25 protein-coding genes are annotated in these 19963 nt (G+C 51.8%); 1 reads left to right on the forward strand and 24 read right to left on the reverse strand.

Annotated features, from left to right (window positions below; all coding sequences use genetic code 11):
- Positions 1–9 precede the first annotated feature (9 nt).
- The 21 genes from ACLW56_RS09885 to ACLW56_RS09985 all read right to left on the reverse strand — a co-directional run bounded on the left by ACLW56_RS09885 (position 10) and on the right by ACLW56_RS09985 (position 18130).
- Positions 10–504, reverse strand: a complete 495-nt coding sequence (locus ACLW56_RS09885) for a DUF1833 family protein (protein WP_330983608.1) — start codon at positions 502–504, stop codon at positions 10–12.
- Positions 491–946 (reverse strand): hypothetical protein, encoded by a 456-nt coding sequence (locus tag ACLW56_RS09890; RefSeq protein ID WP_330983609.1) that lies wholly within the window; start codon positions 944–946, stop codon positions 491–493. The genes ACLW56_RS09885 and ACLW56_RS09890 overlap by 14 nt, the downstream gene beginning before the upstream one ends.
- A gap of 6 nt (positions 947–952) precedes the next feature.
- Complete coding sequence (locus tag ACLW56_RS09895; protein ID WP_330983610.1) at positions 953–4384, reverse strand: tape measure protein; 3432 nt, start codon at positions 4382–4384, stop codon at positions 953–955.
- Between the two features lie 61 nt (positions 4385–4445).
- Positions 4446–4760 carry a hypothetical protein gene (locus ACLW56_RS09900; protein WP_330983611.1) on the reverse strand — a complete coding sequence of 105 codons (315 nt, stop codon included), beginning with the start codon at positions 4758–4760 and terminating at the stop codon, positions 4446–4448.
- Positions 4761–4884: 124 nt separating this feature from the next.
- Positions 4885–5526, reverse strand: a complete 642-nt coding sequence (locus tag ACLW56_RS09905) for a DUF6246 family protein (RefSeq protein WP_330983612.1) — start codon at positions 5524–5526, stop codon at positions 4885–4887.
- Positions 5527–5553: 27 nt separating this feature from the next.
- Complete coding sequence (locus ACLW56_RS09910) at positions 5554–6291, reverse strand: phage tail tube protein (RefSeq protein ID WP_330983613.1); 738 nt, start codon at positions 6289–6291, stop codon at positions 5554–5556.
- A gap of 16 nt (positions 6292–6307) precedes the next feature.
- Entirely contained in the window at positions 6308–6688 is a 381-nt protein-coding gene (locus ACLW56_RS09915) for a hypothetical protein (RefSeq protein WP_330983614.1), read from the reverse strand.
- Positions 6685–7155: a hypothetical protein gene (locus ACLW56_RS09920; RefSeq protein WP_330983615.1), complete on the reverse strand. Its 471-nt coding sequence runs from the start codon at positions 7153–7155 to the stop codon at positions 6685–6687. The genes ACLW56_RS09915 and ACLW56_RS09920 overlap by 4 nt, the downstream gene beginning before the upstream one ends.
- Complete coding sequence (locus tag ACLW56_RS09925; protein ID WP_330983616.1) at positions 7115–7504, reverse strand: hypothetical protein; 390 nt, start codon at positions 7502–7504, stop codon at positions 7115–7117. Before ACLW56_RS09925 ends, ACLW56_RS09920 begins: the two co-directional genes overlap by 41 nt.
- Before the next feature lie 8 nt (positions 7505–7512).
- On the reverse strand, positions 7513–7887 hold the full coding sequence (locus ACLW56_RS09930; protein ID WP_330983617.1) for a hypothetical protein: 375 nt from the start codon (positions 7885–7887) through the stop codon (positions 7513–7515).
- Between the two features lies 1 nt (position 7888).
- On the reverse strand, positions 7889–8209 hold the full coding sequence (locus ACLW56_RS09935; protein WP_330983618.1) for a hypothetical protein: 321 nt from the start codon (positions 8207–8209) through the stop codon (positions 7889–7891).
- Between the two features lie 11 nt (positions 8210–8220).
- Positions 8221–9249 carry a major capsid protein gene (locus ACLW56_RS09940; protein WP_330983619.1) on the reverse strand — a complete coding sequence of 343 codons (1029 nt, stop codon included), beginning with the start codon at positions 9247–9249 and terminating at the stop codon, positions 8221–8223.
- A gap of 11 nt (positions 9250–9260) precedes the next feature.
- The gene (locus ACLW56_RS09945) at positions 9261–9695 is read right to left on the reverse strand and encodes a hypothetical protein (protein WP_330983620.1); all 435 of its coding nucleotides are present in this window, start codon (positions 9693–9695) and stop codon (positions 9261–9263) included.
- On the reverse strand, positions 9695–11119 hold the full coding sequence (locus ACLW56_RS09950; RefSeq protein WP_330983621.1) for a DUF2213 domain-containing protein: 1425 nt from the start codon (positions 11117–11119) through the stop codon (positions 9695–9697). Before ACLW56_RS09950 ends, ACLW56_RS09945 begins: the two co-directional genes overlap by 1 nt.
- A gap of 30 nt (positions 11120–11149) precedes the next feature.
- Positions 11150–12136, reverse strand: a complete 987-nt coding sequence (locus ACLW56_RS09955; RefSeq protein WP_330983622.1) for a phage minor head protein — start codon at positions 12134–12136, stop codon at positions 11150–11152.
- Positions 12048–13526, reverse strand: coding sequence for an anti-CBASS protein Acb1 family protein (locus ACLW56_RS09960; protein WP_330983623.1), 1479 nt, complete (start codon positions 13524–13526; stop codon positions 12048–12050). The genes ACLW56_RS09955 and ACLW56_RS09960 overlap by 89 nt, the downstream gene beginning before the upstream one ends.
- Positions 13527–13540: 14 nt before the next feature.
- Positions 13541–14872, reverse strand: a complete 1332-nt coding sequence (locus ACLW56_RS09965; protein ID WP_330983624.1) for a terminase large subunit domain-containing protein — start codon at positions 14870–14872, stop codon at positions 13541–13543.
- Positions 14841–15938, reverse strand: coding sequence for a terminase small subunit (locus ACLW56_RS09970; RefSeq protein ID WP_330983625.1), 1098 nt, complete (start codon positions 15936–15938; stop codon positions 14841–14843). Before ACLW56_RS09970 ends, ACLW56_RS09965 begins: the two co-directional genes overlap by 32 nt.
- A gap of 6 nt (positions 15939–15944) precedes the next feature.
- Positions 15945–16211 carry a hypothetical protein gene (locus ACLW56_RS09975; protein WP_330983626.1) on the reverse strand — a complete coding sequence of 89 codons (267 nt, stop codon included), beginning with the start codon at positions 16209–16211 and terminating at the stop codon, positions 15945–15947.
- A complete protein-coding gene (locus ACLW56_RS09980; protein ID WP_330983627.1) occupies positions 16174–16878 on the reverse strand; it encodes a ParB N-terminal domain-containing protein in 705 nt (234 codons plus the stop codon). Before ACLW56_RS09980 ends, ACLW56_RS09975 begins: the two co-directional genes overlap by 38 nt.
- Positions 16868–18130 (reverse strand): hypothetical protein, encoded by a 1263-nt coding sequence (locus ACLW56_RS09985; RefSeq protein ID WP_330983628.1) that lies wholly within the window; start codon positions 18128–18130, stop codon positions 16868–16870. Before ACLW56_RS09985 ends, ACLW56_RS09980 begins: the two co-directional genes overlap by 11 nt.
- Before the next feature lie 92 nt (positions 18131–18222).
- On the opposite strand from ACLW56_RS09985, the gene ACLW56_RS09990 reads away from it, so the two are divergent.
- Entirely contained in the window at positions 18223–18591 is a 369-nt protein-coding gene (locus tag ACLW56_RS09990; protein ID WP_330983629.1) for a DUF488 family protein, read from the forward strand.
- A 120-nt stretch (positions 18592–18711) separates the two neighbouring features.
- Here the strand turns inward: ACLW56_RS09990 and ACLW56_RS09995 are convergent, their stop codons facing one another.
- From ACLW56_RS09995 to ACLW56_RS10005, 3 genes are read right to left on the reverse strand one after another with little or no spacing between them, the layout of a single operon-like run.
- Complete coding sequence (locus ACLW56_RS09995) at positions 18712–19191, reverse strand: TIGR02594 family protein (protein WP_330983630.1); 480 nt, start codon at positions 19189–19191, stop codon at positions 18712–18714.
- Positions 19188–19481, reverse strand: coding sequence for a hypothetical protein (locus tag ACLW56_RS10000; protein ID WP_330983631.1), 294 nt, complete (start codon positions 19479–19481; stop codon positions 19188–19190). Before ACLW56_RS10000 ends, ACLW56_RS09995 begins: the two co-directional genes overlap by 4 nt.
- A gap of 35 nt (positions 19482–19516) precedes the next feature.
- Positions 19517–19933, reverse strand: a complete 417-nt coding sequence (locus tag ACLW56_RS10005) for a phage holin family protein (RefSeq protein ID WP_330983632.1) — start codon at positions 19931–19933, stop codon at positions 19517–19519.
- Between the last annotated feature and the right edge of the window lie 30 nt (positions 19934–19963).

The following is a 19963-nucleotide window of genomic DNA, read 5'->3' on the forward strand; positions in this document are numbered from 1 at the left end:
GGGAGAGGTTTAGAGGTACTGCAGGCCTGGGTAGCGGTCGATGTCGTAAATGATGCTGCTATTCATCGTCATTGGGTTGTCGTCGGTCGCTTGAAGCGTCACGTAGTCGGGTGTGACGCGCACGCCTTCTTCTCCGACAAAAAGCCCCCAACTCTGATCAGGAGTAGTCGTGTTTTGCTCGGTGTAGTGCTGAAGCAAGACGGAAACCGGAGTCATCCAGTCATACCCATCAAGCGATCGGATATAAACTTTGAACTGATCGCCCACATTAATTCGTGAAAATTTTATGGTCGCGCTGCTAATTGGATCTCGCCCCTGTTCTGGCTTGTCGATTTCCATCGCGCACGCGGTATAAACCGCCCCGTTAATCGTGATGTCTTCATAGACATTTGCCACAAGTCGGATTGGGCCATCAAAGGCAGGGTGTGAAATCACGACGACATCATAGTCTGCAGCGGGATTTTTCGTTGACCAGAATTCACGTTGCGCATCAGATACAGGCATTATTGATAGCCTCCAGTGCTGCATTCCTGTCGTTGTACAGCGACGCTGATTTCAGCGCGGAGGAAACTGCAGGGATCGCAAAGGTTCTACAAATTAATCTCGCTGAGTAACTGAAGAGCGCCCCCTGCTGGGTTACTGTTATTGCGGTTTCCGGGTCAAAGATGACCTTCTGCTGCGTAAGTCCGAACTCGGTATCAATGGGCATAATAAAATGTCTTCGGCCACCCTCGATTGTGTCTGTGTACCATCGCCAGAAATAGTCCGCATCGTACTTCCCCAGCACGAAGTTCACATCCCATGTCGTCGGCTGGTCAGTAGAGATGTTTTTCAGATACAGCGGTGCAACCGTCGGATCTGACGCGGCATATGAAGCGCTGTGTGTGCGCCTTTTTCCACTTTTCACTGCCGGACTTAAACCTTCCGGCCAAGTTAGCTCTGCCATGGTCCTCTACCTCGTTTTACCGGAAATATTCCAGCTGTCGCTTAATGAACGCGCCACTTCGCCGTTACGACTGCGCAGCTGCTTCGCGACCTCTTTCACTGCGAGCGTTATAGTTTTTGTGTCCGGGTTATAGCCCTGGTTCTCAACCGTCGCGCCCGGAGCCGTGTTGTTGATAATGATGTTCACAGGTGAACTGCCGCCAGAACTGTCTGAGGGAACCACTTTTCCGGACTGACCCGGAATGAACATTTGCTGCCCGGCACTGTTCTGGAAAACTTCGGATTCGCCGCTTTCGTTGACGCGGTACATGTTGCCAGCAGACACACCGCCGCCGTACCTACGGCCCCCTACGGCCATCATTTTTGACATCGCATTAGTCGCTGCTATACCGGCCATTGCAGGCGCGGAGTTGGCACCATAAGATGCCAGTGATACAGCTGCTGCGGCCGGTGCATACGCGCTGGCTATTGCAGGGCCCGTTACTGCTGCCTGGGCTACGGATGCGCTTGAAGCCGTCTGCCCGATGGCAAGATTTTTCAGGGCCTGTGCACCCATTGCCACCAAAGCACCGACTGCCTGATTCAGAATCGTGGCAGCCAGGTTTCTCGCCGCTTCAGTGGCTGACTGAGTGCTAGTGATCATCCCAGTTATCATGTTCCCAAAGCGCTGACCAACTGTGTCTATCATCGACATAGTAAAATTGTTCAGATCCGACTGAGCGCGATACTGCTGTTCAAGTGCCGCCAGGCGCTGTTGCTCGTACTGTGTCTCAACAGCGTTTTTCTGTGCCACTGCTTGCGTATGCGTCAGCACTGCCGCCTGTTCATATGACGTCAGCAAAGCCAGTTTCTTGGCATACTCATTAGCGGCCTGCTGCACGGGGTCAACGCTGCCTGCCAGCTCTTGCTGAGGCGTTACACCCGAAGCGTTTTCAGCGCGTATTTTCGCCAGATTAGCCTGGTGCGTTTGCGCTGATCGCTCACTCGCCTGGTTGTACTGTTCTTGAGTAATGAGTTGCTGACTCAGCGCCGCAGTCAGTGCATCGGACTCCTGTTTGAACTGTTTCTGCTCCCCGGTCTCAGCCAGCAGCTTCTCAGCGACGGCTAGTCCTTTCAGAGCGTTAGTCGTATCCCATATTTTCGCGGCGTATTCACCTGCCTGCTTCGTTTGCGCTGCAGTTGCTCCTTTGCCGAGCGAGAGTTGCGCGTTAAGGATCGCTTGCTCACGGCTCAAATCGCTGGTGCTGTCGGCGGTAAGTTGTGACTTTTGCTTCAGACTGGAGAGTTTGCTTGTGATTGAGTCAGTGGCAGTTGATGATTTTTTTGTTGCCGCTGTATTTTGCTCAGTCTGCCAGTACGTCTGACCGAGCATCTCTACATATTTTTTACCGGCTTCAGTTGTGAGATCTACGCCGTCTTTTTCAGCGTCGTATTGCGCAGTTAATTTAGCTTTTTGCTCCCCCTCCAGTTTTGAAAGAGCCAGCCGCTGCTGTGCCAGTTTCAGCGCATCTTTTGCTGCTCCGGAAATATCTGGCTCAGCAATTTCGGGTGCTTTTGCTGGCTGCGCTTTTTTGTTTATCTCATCCATAAACTGCGCGGTAATTGCCATCGCCTGGATGGCCGCTGCACTGGCATTCGGTATCGCTTGTGAAAGATGTTGCTCAAAAATTTTAAGCAGCGCGTCAGACGCTGCCACTTTATCGTTATAGATGCCCTGGGCCTGTGAGAGCGTGTTTTGCGTAGCAGTGAGCTTCGTTTCAGCGACGTCCAGGTCCCTGAGTTTTTGGCTAATTTGATTTTGTAGCTCCGTCGTTTTCCTCGATGTGTTGTTGACCCCCATCATGCCGTCATTGAGATTAATGTAATCGCCGGTTGCATGTTTCAGTTGGAGTTGTAGCGATGCCAACTCTTGCCGTTCGTCTGCGATGGCTTCTTTCTGAGCGTCAATCGACTTATTCAGGTCTACGATGGTGCCCTGCACCTGGACCCGGTTCATCTCCTGCATTTTTTCAGTGAGAGCGCCGAGATTATCCGCAAGGTCAAGGCTGGCCTGAGTTGCCTCCTCAACATTTTGATACCATGAATAAAGGGCCCCGGCGGCAAGCAGGATGATGCCGGCAGGCCCACCCAACAGAGAAAACCCACTTTTCAGCAGATTCAGTCCAACCGAAGCCGCTCTGGATGCGGCGGTTAATCGAATCGTAGCTGCACTCGCCAACGTTTCAGCTGCGGTGAATTCAAGTGCCGCAGCAGCAGCACGCGCCTGTGCCACAGACAAGGCGCTCAGCGCAGCGACTTCAGTCGATGTGCCCTTCGCTGCTGCATAGGTCGACTCGGCCATCCTCAGGTTCGCGATTGCTGTCTGATTAGTGGCGCTGGTCGCAGTTAATGCTGCAGTGGCAGCAAGTTTCGCGGCCAGTGCCTCACTCCGCTCTGCGACCGCAGCAGCTCTCGATGCGGACGCTTTTTTGATTTGTGCGCCTGTGGCCGACGCGAGTGAAGTCAGGTAACGGCCACCAATTACGCTTGCAAAAATCAGAGCGACACTCTTGCTCGTATCCAGCGCTGCAGCCATGCCATCTGCGCTCTGACTGAACGACAACATTTCGTCAGCTGCAGCAATGATGCCGTTTGTGAAACTCTGGATAACGCCGGTGTCGCCTTCGAAGGCGACAACAATCGATGTCACAGCAGTTTTTATTCTGACGCTGGCATCGGTGAGGTTATTTGACATCCCCGCGGCGGCGGCCGAGTTTTCATCGAGCGATTTTCTCAGCCCTTCACTGAGCTGGCGAGCTGTCAGGCTACCCGCAGCGCCAAGCGCCCTGATGTCTGCAGCAGTTTCCCCGCTGGCCTTTGCCACGTCATTAATAATCGACGGTGTGGCCGCAATGATGCTCTGCCAGGCATCTGCAGACACCTTCCCGGTGTTCATAGAGTTGGTGAAAGCGTTGATTGCCGACTGCGCCCGGTCTGCCGAAGTAGCGTTTTTTACGAACGCATAGGACATTGAGTCCTGGATGTCGATCGCTTCGCTCGTGGTGTAATTCATGCTACGCAGCGAGTCTGCGGTCTGGATATAGAGCGTCTGCGCTTCACCCAGCGAGCGGTAAGTGCCATTTGCAGTGTCGAGAAGGCGACGCTGCACCATTTCAAATTCCGCCTGGCTAGCCGTAGCCATCTGCACACGTTCGGCCATTTCCTGATAGCCCTGCACCAGCCCGGCAATTTCACGCAGAACAGAAGCCGCGATGAACGATTTAATGACCCCGGCCAGTTTGGTAATGCCGGTATTAAGATTTCCAACGGATTTGTCAGTTTTATCGAAACTGTTCTGCATTTTGGCCGTTGATGTATCAACATCCTGCTGAGCTGTCAGCAGCGCCGCTGTGCGCGCTTCAACGGTGTAATAAATTCCGCCAACTTTTTCATCAGCCATCACTTTCTCCAGGCAATAAAAAACCCCGCAGTGCGGGGTTATATTTTCTTACTCTAAATAGTTATTGGCACCTCTTCAGCTTGAGAGATTCCAGTTGCTCAAGCCTGGCCTCCGCTTTAGTTCGCGCGTCTTCTTTAGCAATACCATTTCCAATGCCGAAATCACCCAGAACCCCGAGGACGGTTTTTCCATCGAAATCACCTGTGGATTCAATTTCTTGCTGAATGCTATGCGTTTTTGCGATGTCCTGTTTAATCGCCTGGCAATCAAAATTAACCGACTCTTCACCCGTTACAGCAGGTACCTGCGGATATTGCTTTGTGGCGCATCCGGAAAGCAAAACAATTCCGAAAACACACATTGCCACTCGTTTCATTTTATGCTCCATGCATTGAAAACCCGCACGGTAACACTTCAGGCCGACTGCACCAGAGCTAAATGCCTGATTTCGGTAATTTTGGGATTTTATAAAGATTTGGTTATTGAGCATCAGCCTCTTTTCAATGCACAGCTGAATAATCTGCCTCCGCCAGGGCGTCTGCCATTTCCATGAACTCGTCGTATTCCTCTTCCGAAGGAATTTTATTTTTTTCTTTCTGCGGGTACTTCGCGGCAATGGCAGCGCGAAGGCCTGTCATTGTCATGCTCCACGCATCAGACTCGCTGAGCCCGAGATGCGCCATAGCCTGATATACCCACGACCGGGCCTCAAACCGGGAGTTAAACTCTCCTTTCGATTCCACCTGTTCAGCAGGCTGATCTCCTACGATGCCGTGCAGTAACAGATGCTGTGCAATTATGTGAATGGAATCGAACGGCATGATACCGCCCCGCCGAAATAGCCTGCCGCGAGTGGTTATCTTCATCTTCCCCAGGAGCAGGTCTACATTGTCATCACAGCATGCCCGGAGAATAGCAGAGGATGCTGCCATAATTTCAGCATAACCCCTGCTTACAGCAGCGCGGGCAAGGTCTGGATTGTAGATATCATGCTGCGGGTACCGGCTGCCAAAAACTGCCGCCATTGTCGTTATGATTTGCTCAGGAGAGCCGATTCTGGTCATCGCCTGGAAGGTCGGTCGGAAAACATAATCATGCCCTTCGACGTGGACTGCCATGTGCCCAATATCAGTGATCACCATAAAATTCAGGGGCCGAAGCCCCTCCTGTTATGCGCCGTCCGTGACGGTTACGACTGCGCCCGTTGATGTCAGTGTTCCCGCCGATGGTGAAGAGATGCTGACAGTGTATGTCCCGGCATCAGTCTCAACGACGCTGGGTACTGTGTAGGTTGCCGAGGTAGCCCCGGAGATAGCCGTGCCGTCTTTTTTCCACTGATAAGTCAGCGCTGAGTTGTCACTGGATTTCGCCACGACACTGAGATTCAGCGCATCACCGACTTCTACTGTCTGGGTGACCGGCTGAGACGTAATGATGATGACTTCAGTACGATCCCTCACTTCCACAACGCCAGTGCTACTGCACTCAGTCGACCACGTCGCGACATCATCATGCGGTGCTTCGTCGCTCCAGGACGTGATCGTAAAACAGCCCTCGGTTACGTCGTTGGGAGTGATGAATTTCAGCCAGATATAAGGCTGGTTGTTGGTGGTGTCGCTGGGGTTGTAAGCATGTCGCTTCACTTCGCGCTGGTTATAAACCGCCTCTTTACGTGAAACACCATCTCCGGAAAACGTGACGTCTTTATACGTAACCAGAGTTTCTTTCGTGTGCTCCGCGCTCATATCGCCAGTGGCATCCGCATTATCCCAGGACACCTCCATTGTTTTGCCACGCATCATCCCGAGGCGTTTGTAATCAGCCAACGCGGGCTTATTCCCCGGGCAAGCAATGCAGTAATACAATGCCGAATCGCGCCCGGTAAAAGCGCCTGAATCACATCCCATGATGTTTACTCCACTGTTAATTTGCAATTAGCGCATTAAAGTTCATTTCAAAAATGATTCTTTTTTCCGCCGTTGAATAATTGGGTATGCCACCGAACGGTTGCATAGAAAAAATGCTGGCAATGCTGTAATCCTCAATCATCGTTTGCCGTACTTTGCTGGCTAAATCCTCAACGCTGGCAACATCCGGATCTGAACAACCGGAAACGAATAAGAACCGGAATGAGTCACGAATTAAGGCTTCCTCGGTGACACCGCCGTTATTTGACTGAATGACGATAAAGCGGTCCTGGGGATCACCATCGCTCCAGCGTCGCTTCTGTATGCGATAGCCGTTATCAAACCCGTGTATTTCAATCCACGACTTAAGCGCATCGTATATTTCGCTACTTGTCATAGTTTATATCCATCTCTAATCAGGTTTTTTATTTCAGAAAGACCATCACGCTGAAACCCTTTTTTTAGAAAATCGGGTTCGGCGTGCGGGTCCCAGAAATTACCAGAATTAGATGCAAATCCTGTCTTCCCATTTTTGGTTTCAAACGATTTAACACCAGAGCGGGGCTTGCCCTTCAGCGTTCCTGGAGCATCGTTGACGTACAAAGCATAGTCAGCGCCATACCCTGACATGCCGATAGTTTTGCCAGGCTTTTTCTCTATACGTCGATACTGAGTGTTGACTAAAAAAGAGGTGTCGCGTGGCGTGATCGCAGCGGCATATGCCTGCCCCGTTATCAACACCGCCGTGACAGTCTGCTCCGTTACCGGACCTGTGATCTTGGCCAGCAACGCTTTCACGTTCTGATTAACTTGTTTGCGCCCTTTAACTGGCATTGGTTTCAACCTTGTAGTCTGGATCTTCATCGAAAAAGCTCATGTCATCTTCATGAACTTTTGTGATTTCGTCCGCCCCGGCTTTGATAGGATCAGCCTCAGTCATGCGATCCCCCAGGGCGATATAATCGCCCTCCAGGGGAATACGCACTGATTCTCCGTTATATTTGCTCTCGGTGTAGATAGTGCGGTTATGCACTCTCTCGGTGCCGAGTTCATCCTGGCCGAAGTTTTTGCCCGACAGTGCGTTATCTGTCCCCCATGTAGCGGAAATCAGATAAGGCGCCCCATACGAATTTGCTCCACTCCAGTCGTCCTTGCCTGCAATCGGGTAGACGGTACAGGCGTTGGTATAAGTCCATGCCGCTGTATCTGACATCGCACACCTCACACAACCATAAAAATCCCAACCGGATCACTACCTGCAGTGATGGGCAAAACCTCGCTGCAGCCGCTGGTATCCAGGTCTGCCAGAGATTCTTTCAGCCAGGTTAATGCATCTTTATCGTAATCAAATGATCGGCTCGCGCCGTTTGGCGCACCCTGTGATTTGATACGCCGCGCACCGGACGACGCCGCCACGAGAGCGCCCGCATACAGCAAAATCAGCTTTTGCGTACAGTCGTCATAGCCTGCACCGTTCAGACACGGCAGAATTGAATTAACACGGCAGAGAATGGGGTCCAGCAGACTATTGGGGATGGTGTAACCGAGTTCTGTGAGGAATTGCTTTATTTCAGCGGCAGTAATGCCGGTTTCCATACTACCCCTTAGCAGCTTTTAATTTAGCCTGCAGCCCAGTGATTGTTTTTTGCATTTGCTCAAGTTCATCGGTCTGGCGCAGGTTATCGGCGTCTTTTTGCGTAATAAGCGCCTGAGCCTCACTCAGTTTATTGGTAAGGGTCTCTATTTCCTGGCGCAGCTCGTTTACGCCAGCCTGTTCTTCAGGACTCAGGGAAGTACCGGCAGAAAGAACCGCTTTGCCGACAAGGTAAGCCGGGAGGGTTTCACCCTCAAAGAATTGCCCTTTTTTCAGTTCATGGCTGTCATGAGTGAGCAGCCATTTTTGAGTTTTATTTTCCATAGCGAGTACCCTTATTTAGTGAACTGGACGTAACCGGCCTGACCTTCGGCGTCGTGTTTATATTGAACTGCGGCAGCTGCCATCACACTGAAGACATAGTCATCTTCCGGGTTCTGACGAGCCTTCGGTCGGGTACTAAGCGGCATGCCGTTGAGCACTTTCACAACGTCAGAGCGTTTGACGATACCCAGAATTTCATTGGCGGGCACTTTGCTTGCAGGCACGATACCCGCGATACCCGGAATTTCGTTGATGCGAGCCATAATCGTTTTCGGATAACCCGCGGTGTAGTCGTTTGTTCCGGCATAAAACCAGTCATCGTAATTGAGATACAGCGTGACTGGCACGCGGTAGTTTTTCGCATGCACAGCAGCGATTGCCGCGGTGATAGCCGCCAGCCAGTTCGCGCCAGAAGCACCGTTCAGAGTAAAACCGTGAGCGCCGGTGGCACGATATGGCGCTGTTCGCAGACCATAAATTGTTGCCCCACCTACGCTGATTGACGAATCACCATTAATTGCCAAATCCTCCAGCTTTTCTGCAACCTTCCGCTGGTTGTTAGGAAGTGCATCCGCATCCAGACTCTCACCTTCGGTCTGTGCGGCCAGCATGTCTCGCCAGCCGAATACCAGTTCAGAGTCGATGATAGGAACTGGCGTACCCTCATAGGCCATGACAGGCGAATCAACTTTGGCCTTGCTGCGACCGTCAAGGCTGATATTGATATCACCCGAGTCAGACAGCGTGCGGAAATAACTGATGATTTTGCCCAATGGCACTGGCGATGCGACTGAAGAAGATAAGTCACTAAACACGGCTAGCGTGTCACGCTGCACCAGAATCGAGCTTTTATCCCATGTGCCCCAGACATCCTTTGGCAAGGTGGACGCATTTCCCATCAGGTTATCATGAGCTGAAATGAAGCCGCCGACGTCATTCACTGCAAAGCCGTACATGCTGGCCATGTTGCGGTGCATAAAGTCCCAGCGGCGGCGAGCGTTAATAATCAATGCATTCTGTTGTGGTGTAAATTTTAACATTTCTTATTCCTTTACTTCAGATAAGCGCGAGAGAGAATCACAATGTCACCGAACCCTTGTGCCGACAGCGTTCGTGTCGCACTTTCATCGAACGCGGCGACAACCAGGTTGCCGGTTGTGGCGGCTTTGAAAATTCCGCCAGTCCCGATGGTAAGCTCCTGTTGTGCTGTGTAGGTTCCAGCAGCGAGTTGCACGTTATATTCCTGCTCACCCTCAACCCGATAGGCATTTGCGGTATCGTTCGTTGAATACATTTCGCTGATGCTCTGCCCAACAAAACGGTTATTACTGAGAATTAACCAACGCCCTGTAGCAGCGGATGCTGCTGCGAATTTGCCACCGGCGATGATTACAGCGGCCCCTGGTAAGCTTTGTGCTGACACCTGTCGGGTTAGCGTCTTAGGCTCGCGCTCGGCAGGGCCGCGATAAATTACGTTAGCAACCATTATTTTTCCTCCATTGCGTCAATGTCTGCGTTCAGGTCATAACCCTTCCACTGGTCGCTTGGACTATCCACATTAAACTGGAAATGCGGATGCAGGCCGGTAGTGGTCTGACATTTGGCATACATGCTGTCCAGTAGCGCCCCCTGCATTTCGTTAACCGCCAGATCATCAAGTTCAAATTTCTGTTTCACGGCGGCACGTTTGATGGACGCGTCTTTATCAGCATTCGTAGCCAGTTGCGTTTTTAGTGGTTCGACGGCGGTGTTTACGGCGTTGGTGATCATCTCCAGTAACTCTTCATTGCCGGTCACCGAGGCCTTAAGTTTCGGCTTACCCGTCTTCGGATCGATTTCTTCATTTTCATCCGGTTTGGCTTTGGCATTAGCGACTACCAGCGCGTTATGTGCCGTGAAAAGCTGCTCGTCGCTCAGCCCATCGACCGGCTTTCCTGCGGCTTTTAGCGCGTTAATCATCATTTCTTTAAACATCTGTTCATCTCCGTTTGTTTTGATTTCGTATTCAACAGGCCTGCGCACAACCTCAACCGGAGAGCCTAAGAACTCAGCCGCTCCGGTGTCGTCAATCACGTATCGTTGTTGCCAGTATTTGCCGTCCTCCTGATAGATAAAACGGTCTGGCCAGACAGCTTCCGGCCACGGGTAATAATCGTCCGGTTTACCCTCTTTCATCCGATTGCGGATAGCCGTAGCAATTTCATCGAATGTGTAATTTGAGGCATTGGCGAGATAAAATTTGGTTTTATTCCAGGGCCCCTGCCTGGTGAAATCCATGCCTTCACTAAGTGACACGGTTTCAATTTCTGTTTCGGTGCCGTCCGAGTTAACAAATATCCCGACACCGTCAGTGGGTGTGCCTGCCCCCTTTTTATTCAGCAGAATGGCAACGTGGTCGAACTCCATTTCAGTGACAATGGTTTTGTACGGTTTGCCGTTTGATTTCCCCTCCGCAACGATTTCGTTGTAGAGCAGCCCGGTAGAGATATGAATGGGTTCAACGTTTTTCCCGGCAATCATGTCGTCAAGGCGGTTTATTAGGGTTTTGCCCTTTTCGCTCGCCTCTGCATAACGCCGGTTAACGTACATATCGCCACTAACCCGCCCATCAGCATGTTTTCCATCCTGAAACCATGCACCGACGTGGTAGTCGTGAATAGCGCGAACATCCGAGGCGCTGATATTCACATTGCCTATGCGTGGATGGTCGTAGGGCATGGGTTTGTTTTCGAGGGTCTTATAGCTATTTTCTATTCTGTCTGCCGGGTACAGTTTTCCGTTCATCACAATGTTATCGACAATGGGAACTACGCCTCGCACAACAATATGCGGAACGCCGTCTATTTCGATTTCACTGATATTTGATGCGGAGTTGATAACCGACAGCACGTTAACGCGATTGCGTGGCATGCTGATTTCCTGTTTCCAATTGAGTTTTGATTACGCGGCTTTTTTGTATTCTTCTTCCCATTCCTTCCGCTCCGCAGCCAGTTTTACTACCAACGTCTGGCTGACCGGCTGCATGTTGGCATCAACGAGAATCGGTATTTGTGAGCAATAGCAGTGGTAGCGGTTGCCGCCCTCGGCGTAGAACGCCCTGACATCTTCAGTTGTGAACGTCTTACCATGCCGCGCGGCATGCCATGCACGAGTGGTGTCTTTCAGTGCAGACAGCCAGAGCAGCGCGGTGCGCATACCCAGACGGCTTTGCGTATCGTCTGTTTCATCCCATTGCGCTTTGCGATATGCCCCGACCTGTTCTGTCTGGGCTATGTTGAACGCACCAGACATCGATACATCGAGGCGCTTGCTGATAATTTTTGCTGTTTCTCTGGGGCTAATTCCCCGCGCCACTGCGTCCGACAGCACACTGGCAAGGTCAGCGCGGGCCTTGTCACTTATGCCCTTCCATTCGCTGTAGCTTTGCGCATACGCAATCCCGATTCGTTTTTGATACGCCGGGCTGGTGAGCAGCTCTGCCAGCGTGGTTTTTTCTGCATAATCGACACTCTGCTTTGCGAGGCTGAGGTAGGCCGATTGGGTTCCCCTCGCGTACTCAGTAGCGACGAATTTGCCCACCCAGATATCACCCGGGCCACCTTCCAGCAACCATTGGTCGAGAATGGCCTGAGTACGCTCCAGCAACATCGCCAGCATTCTGCCATCAAGAGCATAGGAGTATTCACCAGCGTTGACCTGATAGAGCGACGCAGGCCCGATTTCGTTATTGCAGAGGATGGCGCTTTGTTGACTGTTGGCTTCTGTGTAGTAGCCAGTGAGCCAGGAATCGAAAAGGGTTCTGAGGTCGGTTTTTATGCCGTAATAGCGACGCCGTATTTCACTTTGTAGTCGATTTACTGCCTGGCTGCTTTGTGTCGGCTCCGACCGACTTCGCGGCAGGGTCGGTGCTGGTGTCGTCGTCCTCATTGAGCGGGTCCTTTGTTGGAGGCGGTGGCAACGGCTCATTCAGTTCTTTTATCGGCTCCATCCCGCCTGCTGCACGCACCTCATTTTCAGTAACTGCAGGCCGCAAAAATGCGTCTGTAGTTTTCTTGGCCACATCAGCCATTTTGTCCATATTGGCGATTTTGTCGGCTTCACTCGGTGCCAGTAAATCAGACCATGCGACAGTGATTTCTGGTTGAGCAGTAGCGGGAATGATGCCGAGGTCAGTAAACCAGGCAACCACCCCCTTGATCATCTCAGTCAGAAAACCGTCGCGACGGCTTTTGCGAGTCTTAGCCCAATCTTTTGCGTCTTCTGTGCTCGCCCGCTCTCCTGTTTGCATGCCAATAAGGATTTTTACTGCGATAGGGATAGTGGCGCAGAACTCGTTCAAAGCAGTTCGCCAGGTGGGTTCCGGGTCAGCAGCTTCAACAGAGAGAACGCTTGCAGTTCCTTCCTGCATAAACACCGCCGAATCAGTATTCGAATTCAGGCGCCTGGTCTGGTCGTGCAGAGCATCGGACAATTGCCCTTCTGTCACCCCCAGCGCCTTAGCCAGGTTGGCGAAATCGGTTTTTGCGCTGAAATTGTAATTCAACTGCCGACTGGCATTTTTCAGGAAACCCTCTGCGCTGCCACCAGAGATTTTTTCGATATCCAGCAGTTTATTAAAACCCGCCTCCAGCATTGATTCTCCGCTGTATGGGTTATCGTCATCTGCGCCCTCGGCGAGGATAAACACGCGGTCAGGATGCACATTGATATCCCTGCCTGGTGACGACCCAACCGGGTTACCCACCGGCAGTTGAGTAAAGCGATACATTTTCGGGTCGCCGAATTTTTCACTTTGCGGATCATCTTCCCATTCAACAGGTTCTAACTGCGCCTCCCACACCGGGATGAGTTTTACGATCGCCTTTTCAGCCAGCAGCCTGATTTGATTTCTGTCTACGGAGTCTTTCCATTCTTTGCCATCCTTGAGCTGGACCAGCAGCGCAGAGTAATGGCCGACAGTATTCCGTTTGTCTGCGCCTTTAATTTGCTTCCAGTACTTTTTAAACAGCGTGTTTACCTGTTTATCCCAGGAGGTTTGCTGAGTGGCGTCCTCTTTCTTATCACCCTCATAGATTTCCGGGTAATCTTCCCAGCAGCCGTCATTCATACGCTTGATTGCAGCTGCAGCTATCGCATTGCGTGCGTAGGCACGATAGAAATCACCGAAACCCACATGGAGGGGGTAGCCGAACTCCTGATACAGCCGGGTTCGTTTCGTGTTGGCAGTGCCACCGAATGACTCCTCCCAAAATGCCCCTCGCCTCTCCGCCGTTCCGTGCAGGCTACGTTGCAGCTGCCGCATTTCATTTTCTGTCACTGTTTTATTCTCCGTCAGCGCGATCGCACCAGCATGCCCATGTGTTTGACGAGTGGATAAACCTTCACGATGAAATAGCCGCCTGCGTCGTTTCCATGGTCGAAACCAGCTTTTTTATCTGGTTCGAGTTTGTTTTCTGCCTTGCCTTTATCGCTATAAATTTGGCGTTCGAGACACTGCGTGTATTTGGGGCAGGTGTAGGTATTGACGAGCATGCGGCGCTCACCGTAGGTGTTGCACAACATGCCGTTCACGGCGTTGATACGATCCTTTACTGCGGGATTGGCCGCATTCACGATGACAGAAAACCCTGCGGTTCTGAGCAACGCGATATCGGATGCGCTGGCGTTATTTGTCTGCCGGTTCTCTCCGGAGGCATCCGGATAAATGGTGATGCTATGGCCGGCGTAGTGCTCCTGAATTTTCTCGATCATCGCCGGTGTATCGAAAACATCCATAAACTCGAAAACGGCGCGGGGCAGTCCATCACGAATGACGAAAACGACAGCGGCCATTTTGCTGACGTTGAAGTCCATGCCGATATGGAGGTCGTCATTTTTCTGCACCGTGTCATCGCAGTGATTTAAACGGCGGTCAAAGCAGTAATAGATGACACCCTGGTAGTTCTCGAAGCTGGCCTGGTATTCCTGTCGGAATGTGCGCGGGTCCATTTTCCGCCGTGCTGCTTCCAGTTCCTCAGCCGGGACGTTACCGCCATCGAGTGAGGTGTAGAGCCAACTTTTATGGTCTGGCTCGCCGTTCTCTTGCCCTGACAGCCAGGTGTCGTAACAGTGGTTAAACCCCTTTGGTGTGCCTATGCGGAGTGCATGGCCACCGACATACTGCACCCCATCAACGACAAATTTGCACGTCGATAGCATGGGACGAATAACCTCTTCCCACGCTGCGTATGGGCAGTCAGCCCACTCATCTATCAGGATGAAGAAAAGGCCAGAGCCGCGCAGGTCATCGTAGTTATTCAACCCCACGCAGCGGATAACGTGCCCGCTGCGAAGCGTTATCGAGAGCTCGGTTTCGTTGGGTTTTGATGCCCACCAGTGTCGGGGAATGGCCTGCTTTAGCCTGCGCCAGAAAACGCGTTTCGCCTGTTTCTGGGTCGGAGCTGCATACCAGATTTCATCCTCTGTACTGACATTCCACTTATCAGCAAGGCGAGCAGCGCGGCGCATCTCTGCTTTGCCTAAAAACGTTTTTCCGAAGCGTCGACCGCACACAGCATCACGGAATCGTGCCTTGGGCTGCCAACCCCAGACGAATATATTTGCTTGTTTTGGTGTGAGTGCGACCGGACCTTCAGAGGACTGGATTGTCCGGCGTAGGTTCATCTGGGGTTAATGCCTGTAGTTGATAATCGTCATCTATGCCACGCTGGCCTGGCGGATTGATTTCGTTTTTAAGGACTTCAATTTCTAACCGGGCTTTCTCGTTCACCAGACGCATGCGCTCAAGCTCAAGCTCTTCTTTGCCGGGCACTATGTTACGTGTGGCTTTGAGATGGGCCAGCAGTTCCTTGCGAGCTGCTTCCGGGCTGGCGTACTTCACCTTCAGCCCGTTCATGGTCTCTTCTACACCGAGATATGCCCACCGCGCGGGGCCATCAAGCATTGTGGTATCGGCAAAGAATGGTTGCCCTTCTCCTTCACCGTAACAGCGTGGGCACTCGGGATGCGGGGCAGCCGAATCAACGAAGCCGACTCCACCAAATTCGGGCGGTGCCTTTTCTTCTTTCAGTGCAAGAGCACAGGCGTGCTCATACTCATCGATGTCCTTCCACTGATATTGGTGGTCATCACCCCAGCAGTAACGGCAGTTCACACGACGGAACTGTGTGAGCTCATTGGCATCCAGCGAGGCGATTGAGGAAAGCTGATGGATAATCTCCGCCTCAGTCAAAGCAAGGCGGCGCTGGCGCTTGTCACGCAGCCAACGAACGGCACGAGAAACCTTGGCATTCCTTAGCATGCGCGATGCGTTCGAATTGGCTGTCGCCCCTGCTCCCTGATACCCGGCCAGACGGTAGGCACCGGTCAGGGTTTTACCCATCGCAACGTGTTGAGCGAATACGCCTTGCTGTTCAGATATCCCGAAATCAGCAGGGTCGAAAACGGAATCGTCAACGTTGACTGAATCAGCTTCAGTAAAATTTCTGAGATTTTTTTCTGGTAAATTTTCCGCCCGTTTCTGCGCAGTTTGCGCACCATCTTTCTGCGCAATTTTTTGCGTAGTTTTGCGCAATTTTTCCTGCGCAGTTTTCGGGGGCTTTTTGATGTATCGCCGGGCTGTGGCGTAGTTCAGTCCAATCTCTTCACACCAGGCTGCGGGAGAGATCCCGGAGCGGGTATGCGCAGCGATGAACCTTTGCTGTAGTGCCCCCCAATCCGGTTTGCTCATCTGTTGTTATTCCTGGTTCTTCTCCACTTTCAACAATTCGCGTAGTGCAAACGTATCGCCTTCCCTTGCAAGTTTGTAGAGCGCCGTTCTCAGCTCGGCTTCGCCTCTTGCACGACCTTTCCGGACGCTGGCGTAAAACTCCTGCAATTGATTCGCGTCTTGCTTTAGTAAAACGAAGTCGATATCCAGAGCGTCAGCAACTTGCTGAGCGCTCATGCGGCATGCGGCTAGCGCTTCAGTCTTCGCCTTGTCGTACCGGATCGGCTGGGTCATCAGGCAGTTCCTCCAGCTTCTGAAGCGCCAGTTCAGCTATGGTCTTCAGTGCTTCAGCGGTGTTGATGATGTTCAACTTGCTTTTGGTCTGTATCACAGCATCGAAGACCAGATCGAAGTCGCTGACACGTCCAACAGCAATCAGACGCTCTTTCGCCTTTTTCCCGACTTTTTCCAGCGCCTCGATGAACAGATTTCGTTCTTCCGGAAGGAAAGCGATCACGAGGTCTTCATATGCAGGCTGAGCGAAAGAGAGTGTCTGCACCTCGACGTCGTCGATTTTGAAATCATCATCGGTCAGGCCAGAGTAAATCTTCAGGTCCAGGCTTTGGATTGAGGCGTATAACTCCAGGAGTATGTTGCTGTCATCTTTGCCCTTGATTGCGTTGTGACTGAGCTGGATAGCCAGTTGCTCGTCTTCGGTGAGTTCAGAAATGATATCAATGATGAACGCTTCGACCAGCCCGGCTTTCATTGCGGCTTCTCGTCGGTGATTACCCGACAGCACGGTACCGCGATACACAACAGGCAAACTTGTTAACTCTCCATCCCGTCGGATGTTAGCAACCAGCAGGTCAAACTCGGCAGGCTCCATATAATGGGCGTTCTTTTCCAGCGGTTTCAGGTCTGCCAGAACCGCCTGGCGGATAGCTGTTTTAATTGGCATATTTGCGGAACCACTCTGTGAAGATTTGCTGCGGCGTCTGCTCGCGTACCGCCGAGGAATAATTCAGGAATCCATCACCGCGTTTCGCCAGTTGATAAATTCCGCGGTATTTCATTGATACCGGCTTGGTCGTGAACGCTGTGGTGCAGACCGACTGAATGTCGATCACATACTGGCGGTTAACGTGATTAATAACGTCGCGACTGGTTGCCAGCATTGGCACCAGTTTTGACAGCTTCCGGTGCCTCGACGTGGAGAAGTCGCTAAGCATGTAGATGCTATGGATCTTGTCGCCGTACTGCGCCATTGAGAAGATGAACGCGCCCACCAGCATGCCATCCACCAGCACACCAAAGTTAATCATCCCGGCCTTGTGATTAATGCCTTTTGCCAGGTAGATATTTTTCAGGAAATTAAGTTGTTGAGAATTTAGCTGCTTAATTTCCACTACACTGTCGGCAGTGATCGCTTCTGTCTCAACGGTACGGTACCGAAAGGCCTGCGATTTTTTCTGCTCACGGCGAAGTGATGACCGGGCATCATTCGCGTACATGTAAACCGGCTTGTTGCTGCCGGCGAACATGATGCGCGGCTCGATATTTTCCATGCGGCGGTCGGACACAATGGCAAAGTTCTGACCTTCCACCAGCAGGCGTTGGATTAATTCTTCGGTGTTATCCGGGTCCCATACGCCGTAAGAAGGTGCTGCCCACGTGGTGCTGGTGTTCACGAATTTATAGATATTTTCATAGCCGCCCTTATACGTCGGGGCGAACATAATCACCGTGCCGTCGTTCTCCCTGGCGGCGTCAATCTGGTGCTGAAAGTCTCCGGCATGGAACCCGTCAATAGTGAAGCCGTCGGTGTAGCGCAACAGCTTCTCCCTCTCAATGCGGTAATAGTCAGGCAGATTCCGCAGGATGTGCGCGAAATGTGCCTGACTATACTGGTTATTGCCTTTGTATCGTGCCAACGTGATAGCGAGGCAGATTGCGGCGGTGTTAGCCACTGCGTCACCACGCAGCTGGTTAAGTGGTTCCAGACGGCCGGAAAACTCAAGGTCCATTCCCTTCCCGGTCAGCAGATTACCGACAGCACAAGACAGCAGTGATACGTCGTTTCCGTAAACCCGGGTATCGGGCAGCAGATTCTTGATGGCGTGTTCAGTTCGAAAAGAACCAGAACAACCGATGTAGACACGAGGTTTCAGGTGGATGTTGCCCAAAATCTGGGTGATAAGTTTCTTCGGCATCGAGCCTATAAACATATATTTTCCGTTATAAGTCAGATACTTATGTTATAATTGATAACGTAGGTTATTGTTTAGCACATGAAGGAATTACGATGAAAACGTCCTGCTTTTCTCTATACCGCGGTGAAGGCCGCATCTGCATTGCCCGATATGCTCCGCGCAATACGCCGTCCGGTTACCAGATGTTCAAGAAATTGGCTCCGGGCGATTGGTTTAATTCGGTTTCAGTTTCCCGCTACATCGATCTGTACGAGCACGAGGTACTGGCGAAGCTGAATCCTGAGCAAACATGGAACGAGCTGCACTTGCTCACCGGGAACGTTGAGCCTGTGCTGCTGTGTTATGAGAAGCCTGATGAGTTTTGCCATCGGCAGCTGGTTGCCCGATGGTTCAGGCGTGAGTTGGGGATCGCCGTTGAAGAGTACGATCCCCACGAAACGCCGCAGTATGGTTTGTTCTGATGACTAAGCCGGGGGAACCCGGCTTTTACGGTTTATCCCCGCTAGCGCGGGGAACACGCGCTACGTGATTTCTGTATTTTTCTCCACCACTTACCCACAAAATTTTAAAACTGGAGCATCTCATGCTTCGCTTTCAGATGGTTTCCCACTTAATACGGGTAGCGGCTGCTGAGGGTCACTAACTCCGGCAGGCCAGCGGTAACCGCTTACGCGCCACGGCGAGAATGCACGAATGCAGACCTGATCGCTTTGGTTGCCACCCAGCACCATCAGGTCGCCATTTGGCGCCTGACCGACAACAAAGCCGACGTGGCCACCGCCGTCACGAGTGAAAGTGGCCACACAGCCATAGGCTGGTTCTTTGAGTGCTACGCCCCATGTCTCGTATGATTTTGCTGACTCAAAGCGGGAAGAGACAATGCCAACGTGTTCGAGCATTGCGCCGGTGTAAGCTGCGCACCATGGAGTCTCATCGTCCTTGATGCCGCCGCGGTGTATGTCCTTCCACCACTGCACAATCAGCGGGTTATTGGACTTGCCTTTAATTTCACGCTCACCGATGTATTTGCGGGCCTCTTCCAGCCAGACGGGTTCCGTCATGTAATTCTCCTGTTTTTTGATTCATCCAGTCTCTCCAGAAAGCGTTGTTCAAAATGCGTCAGGATTTTCGCTCCCATCCACGCGGCCATGCCGCAACCGAGGCCTATTCCATAAACTTGCCACCCGAGGCGCAGTGCGACGAGGTACGTGATCGCCGCAGCAAACGCAGAGATAACGAGGTTATCCAGCGCGGTACGGATGACTACAGGCTTTTCAGTGAGGTCGATACTTGCGAGATGGGCAAATGCCCCCAGGAGAGAATATAAGACTGCGATTTCAATGTGCGGCATGGCAACCTCTGCGGCTGCCCTGCCGTCAATTGTGCTTAGTCACTTTGTTTAGCCATAAACTTTGCGATCTGGTCCCGTTTATCCATTGCCCAGATCGCAGCAGCATGAACGCCATGCATACCGGCTGTACCGACGAGTGCAGCTATGATGGTATGGTCAACGGTAATCCCGAAAAGCGTTATCGGAGGAACGCGGTTCCCCAGCACCACTGCGATGAGTGGGCAGAAGATCACATCTGCCATGACTTTTTTCCATTTTGCTCCTGTGTAAAAAGCGCTGGCCACGACACATAGAAGTGCTACGATGATTGACTGTACCGTTTGTGAGTGCTGCCGGTAGCACTCCAGCAAAGCAGTAAAAAAATCCCCTTTTTGCGGCATTGATTCGTCCTTGTGATTTTCGGGGGTAAGAGTGAGATAGCAGGCCATCAGAAGGATGTAACGACGAAGCACTCGAGGATTTTTTCTGCGGCCTGCAATTTG

The sequence above is a fragment of the Pantoea sp. sgz302252 genome (assembly GCF_047713085.1).
Lineage (GTDB): Bacteria > Pseudomonadota > Gammaproteobacteria > Enterobacterales > Enterobacteriaceae > Scandinavium.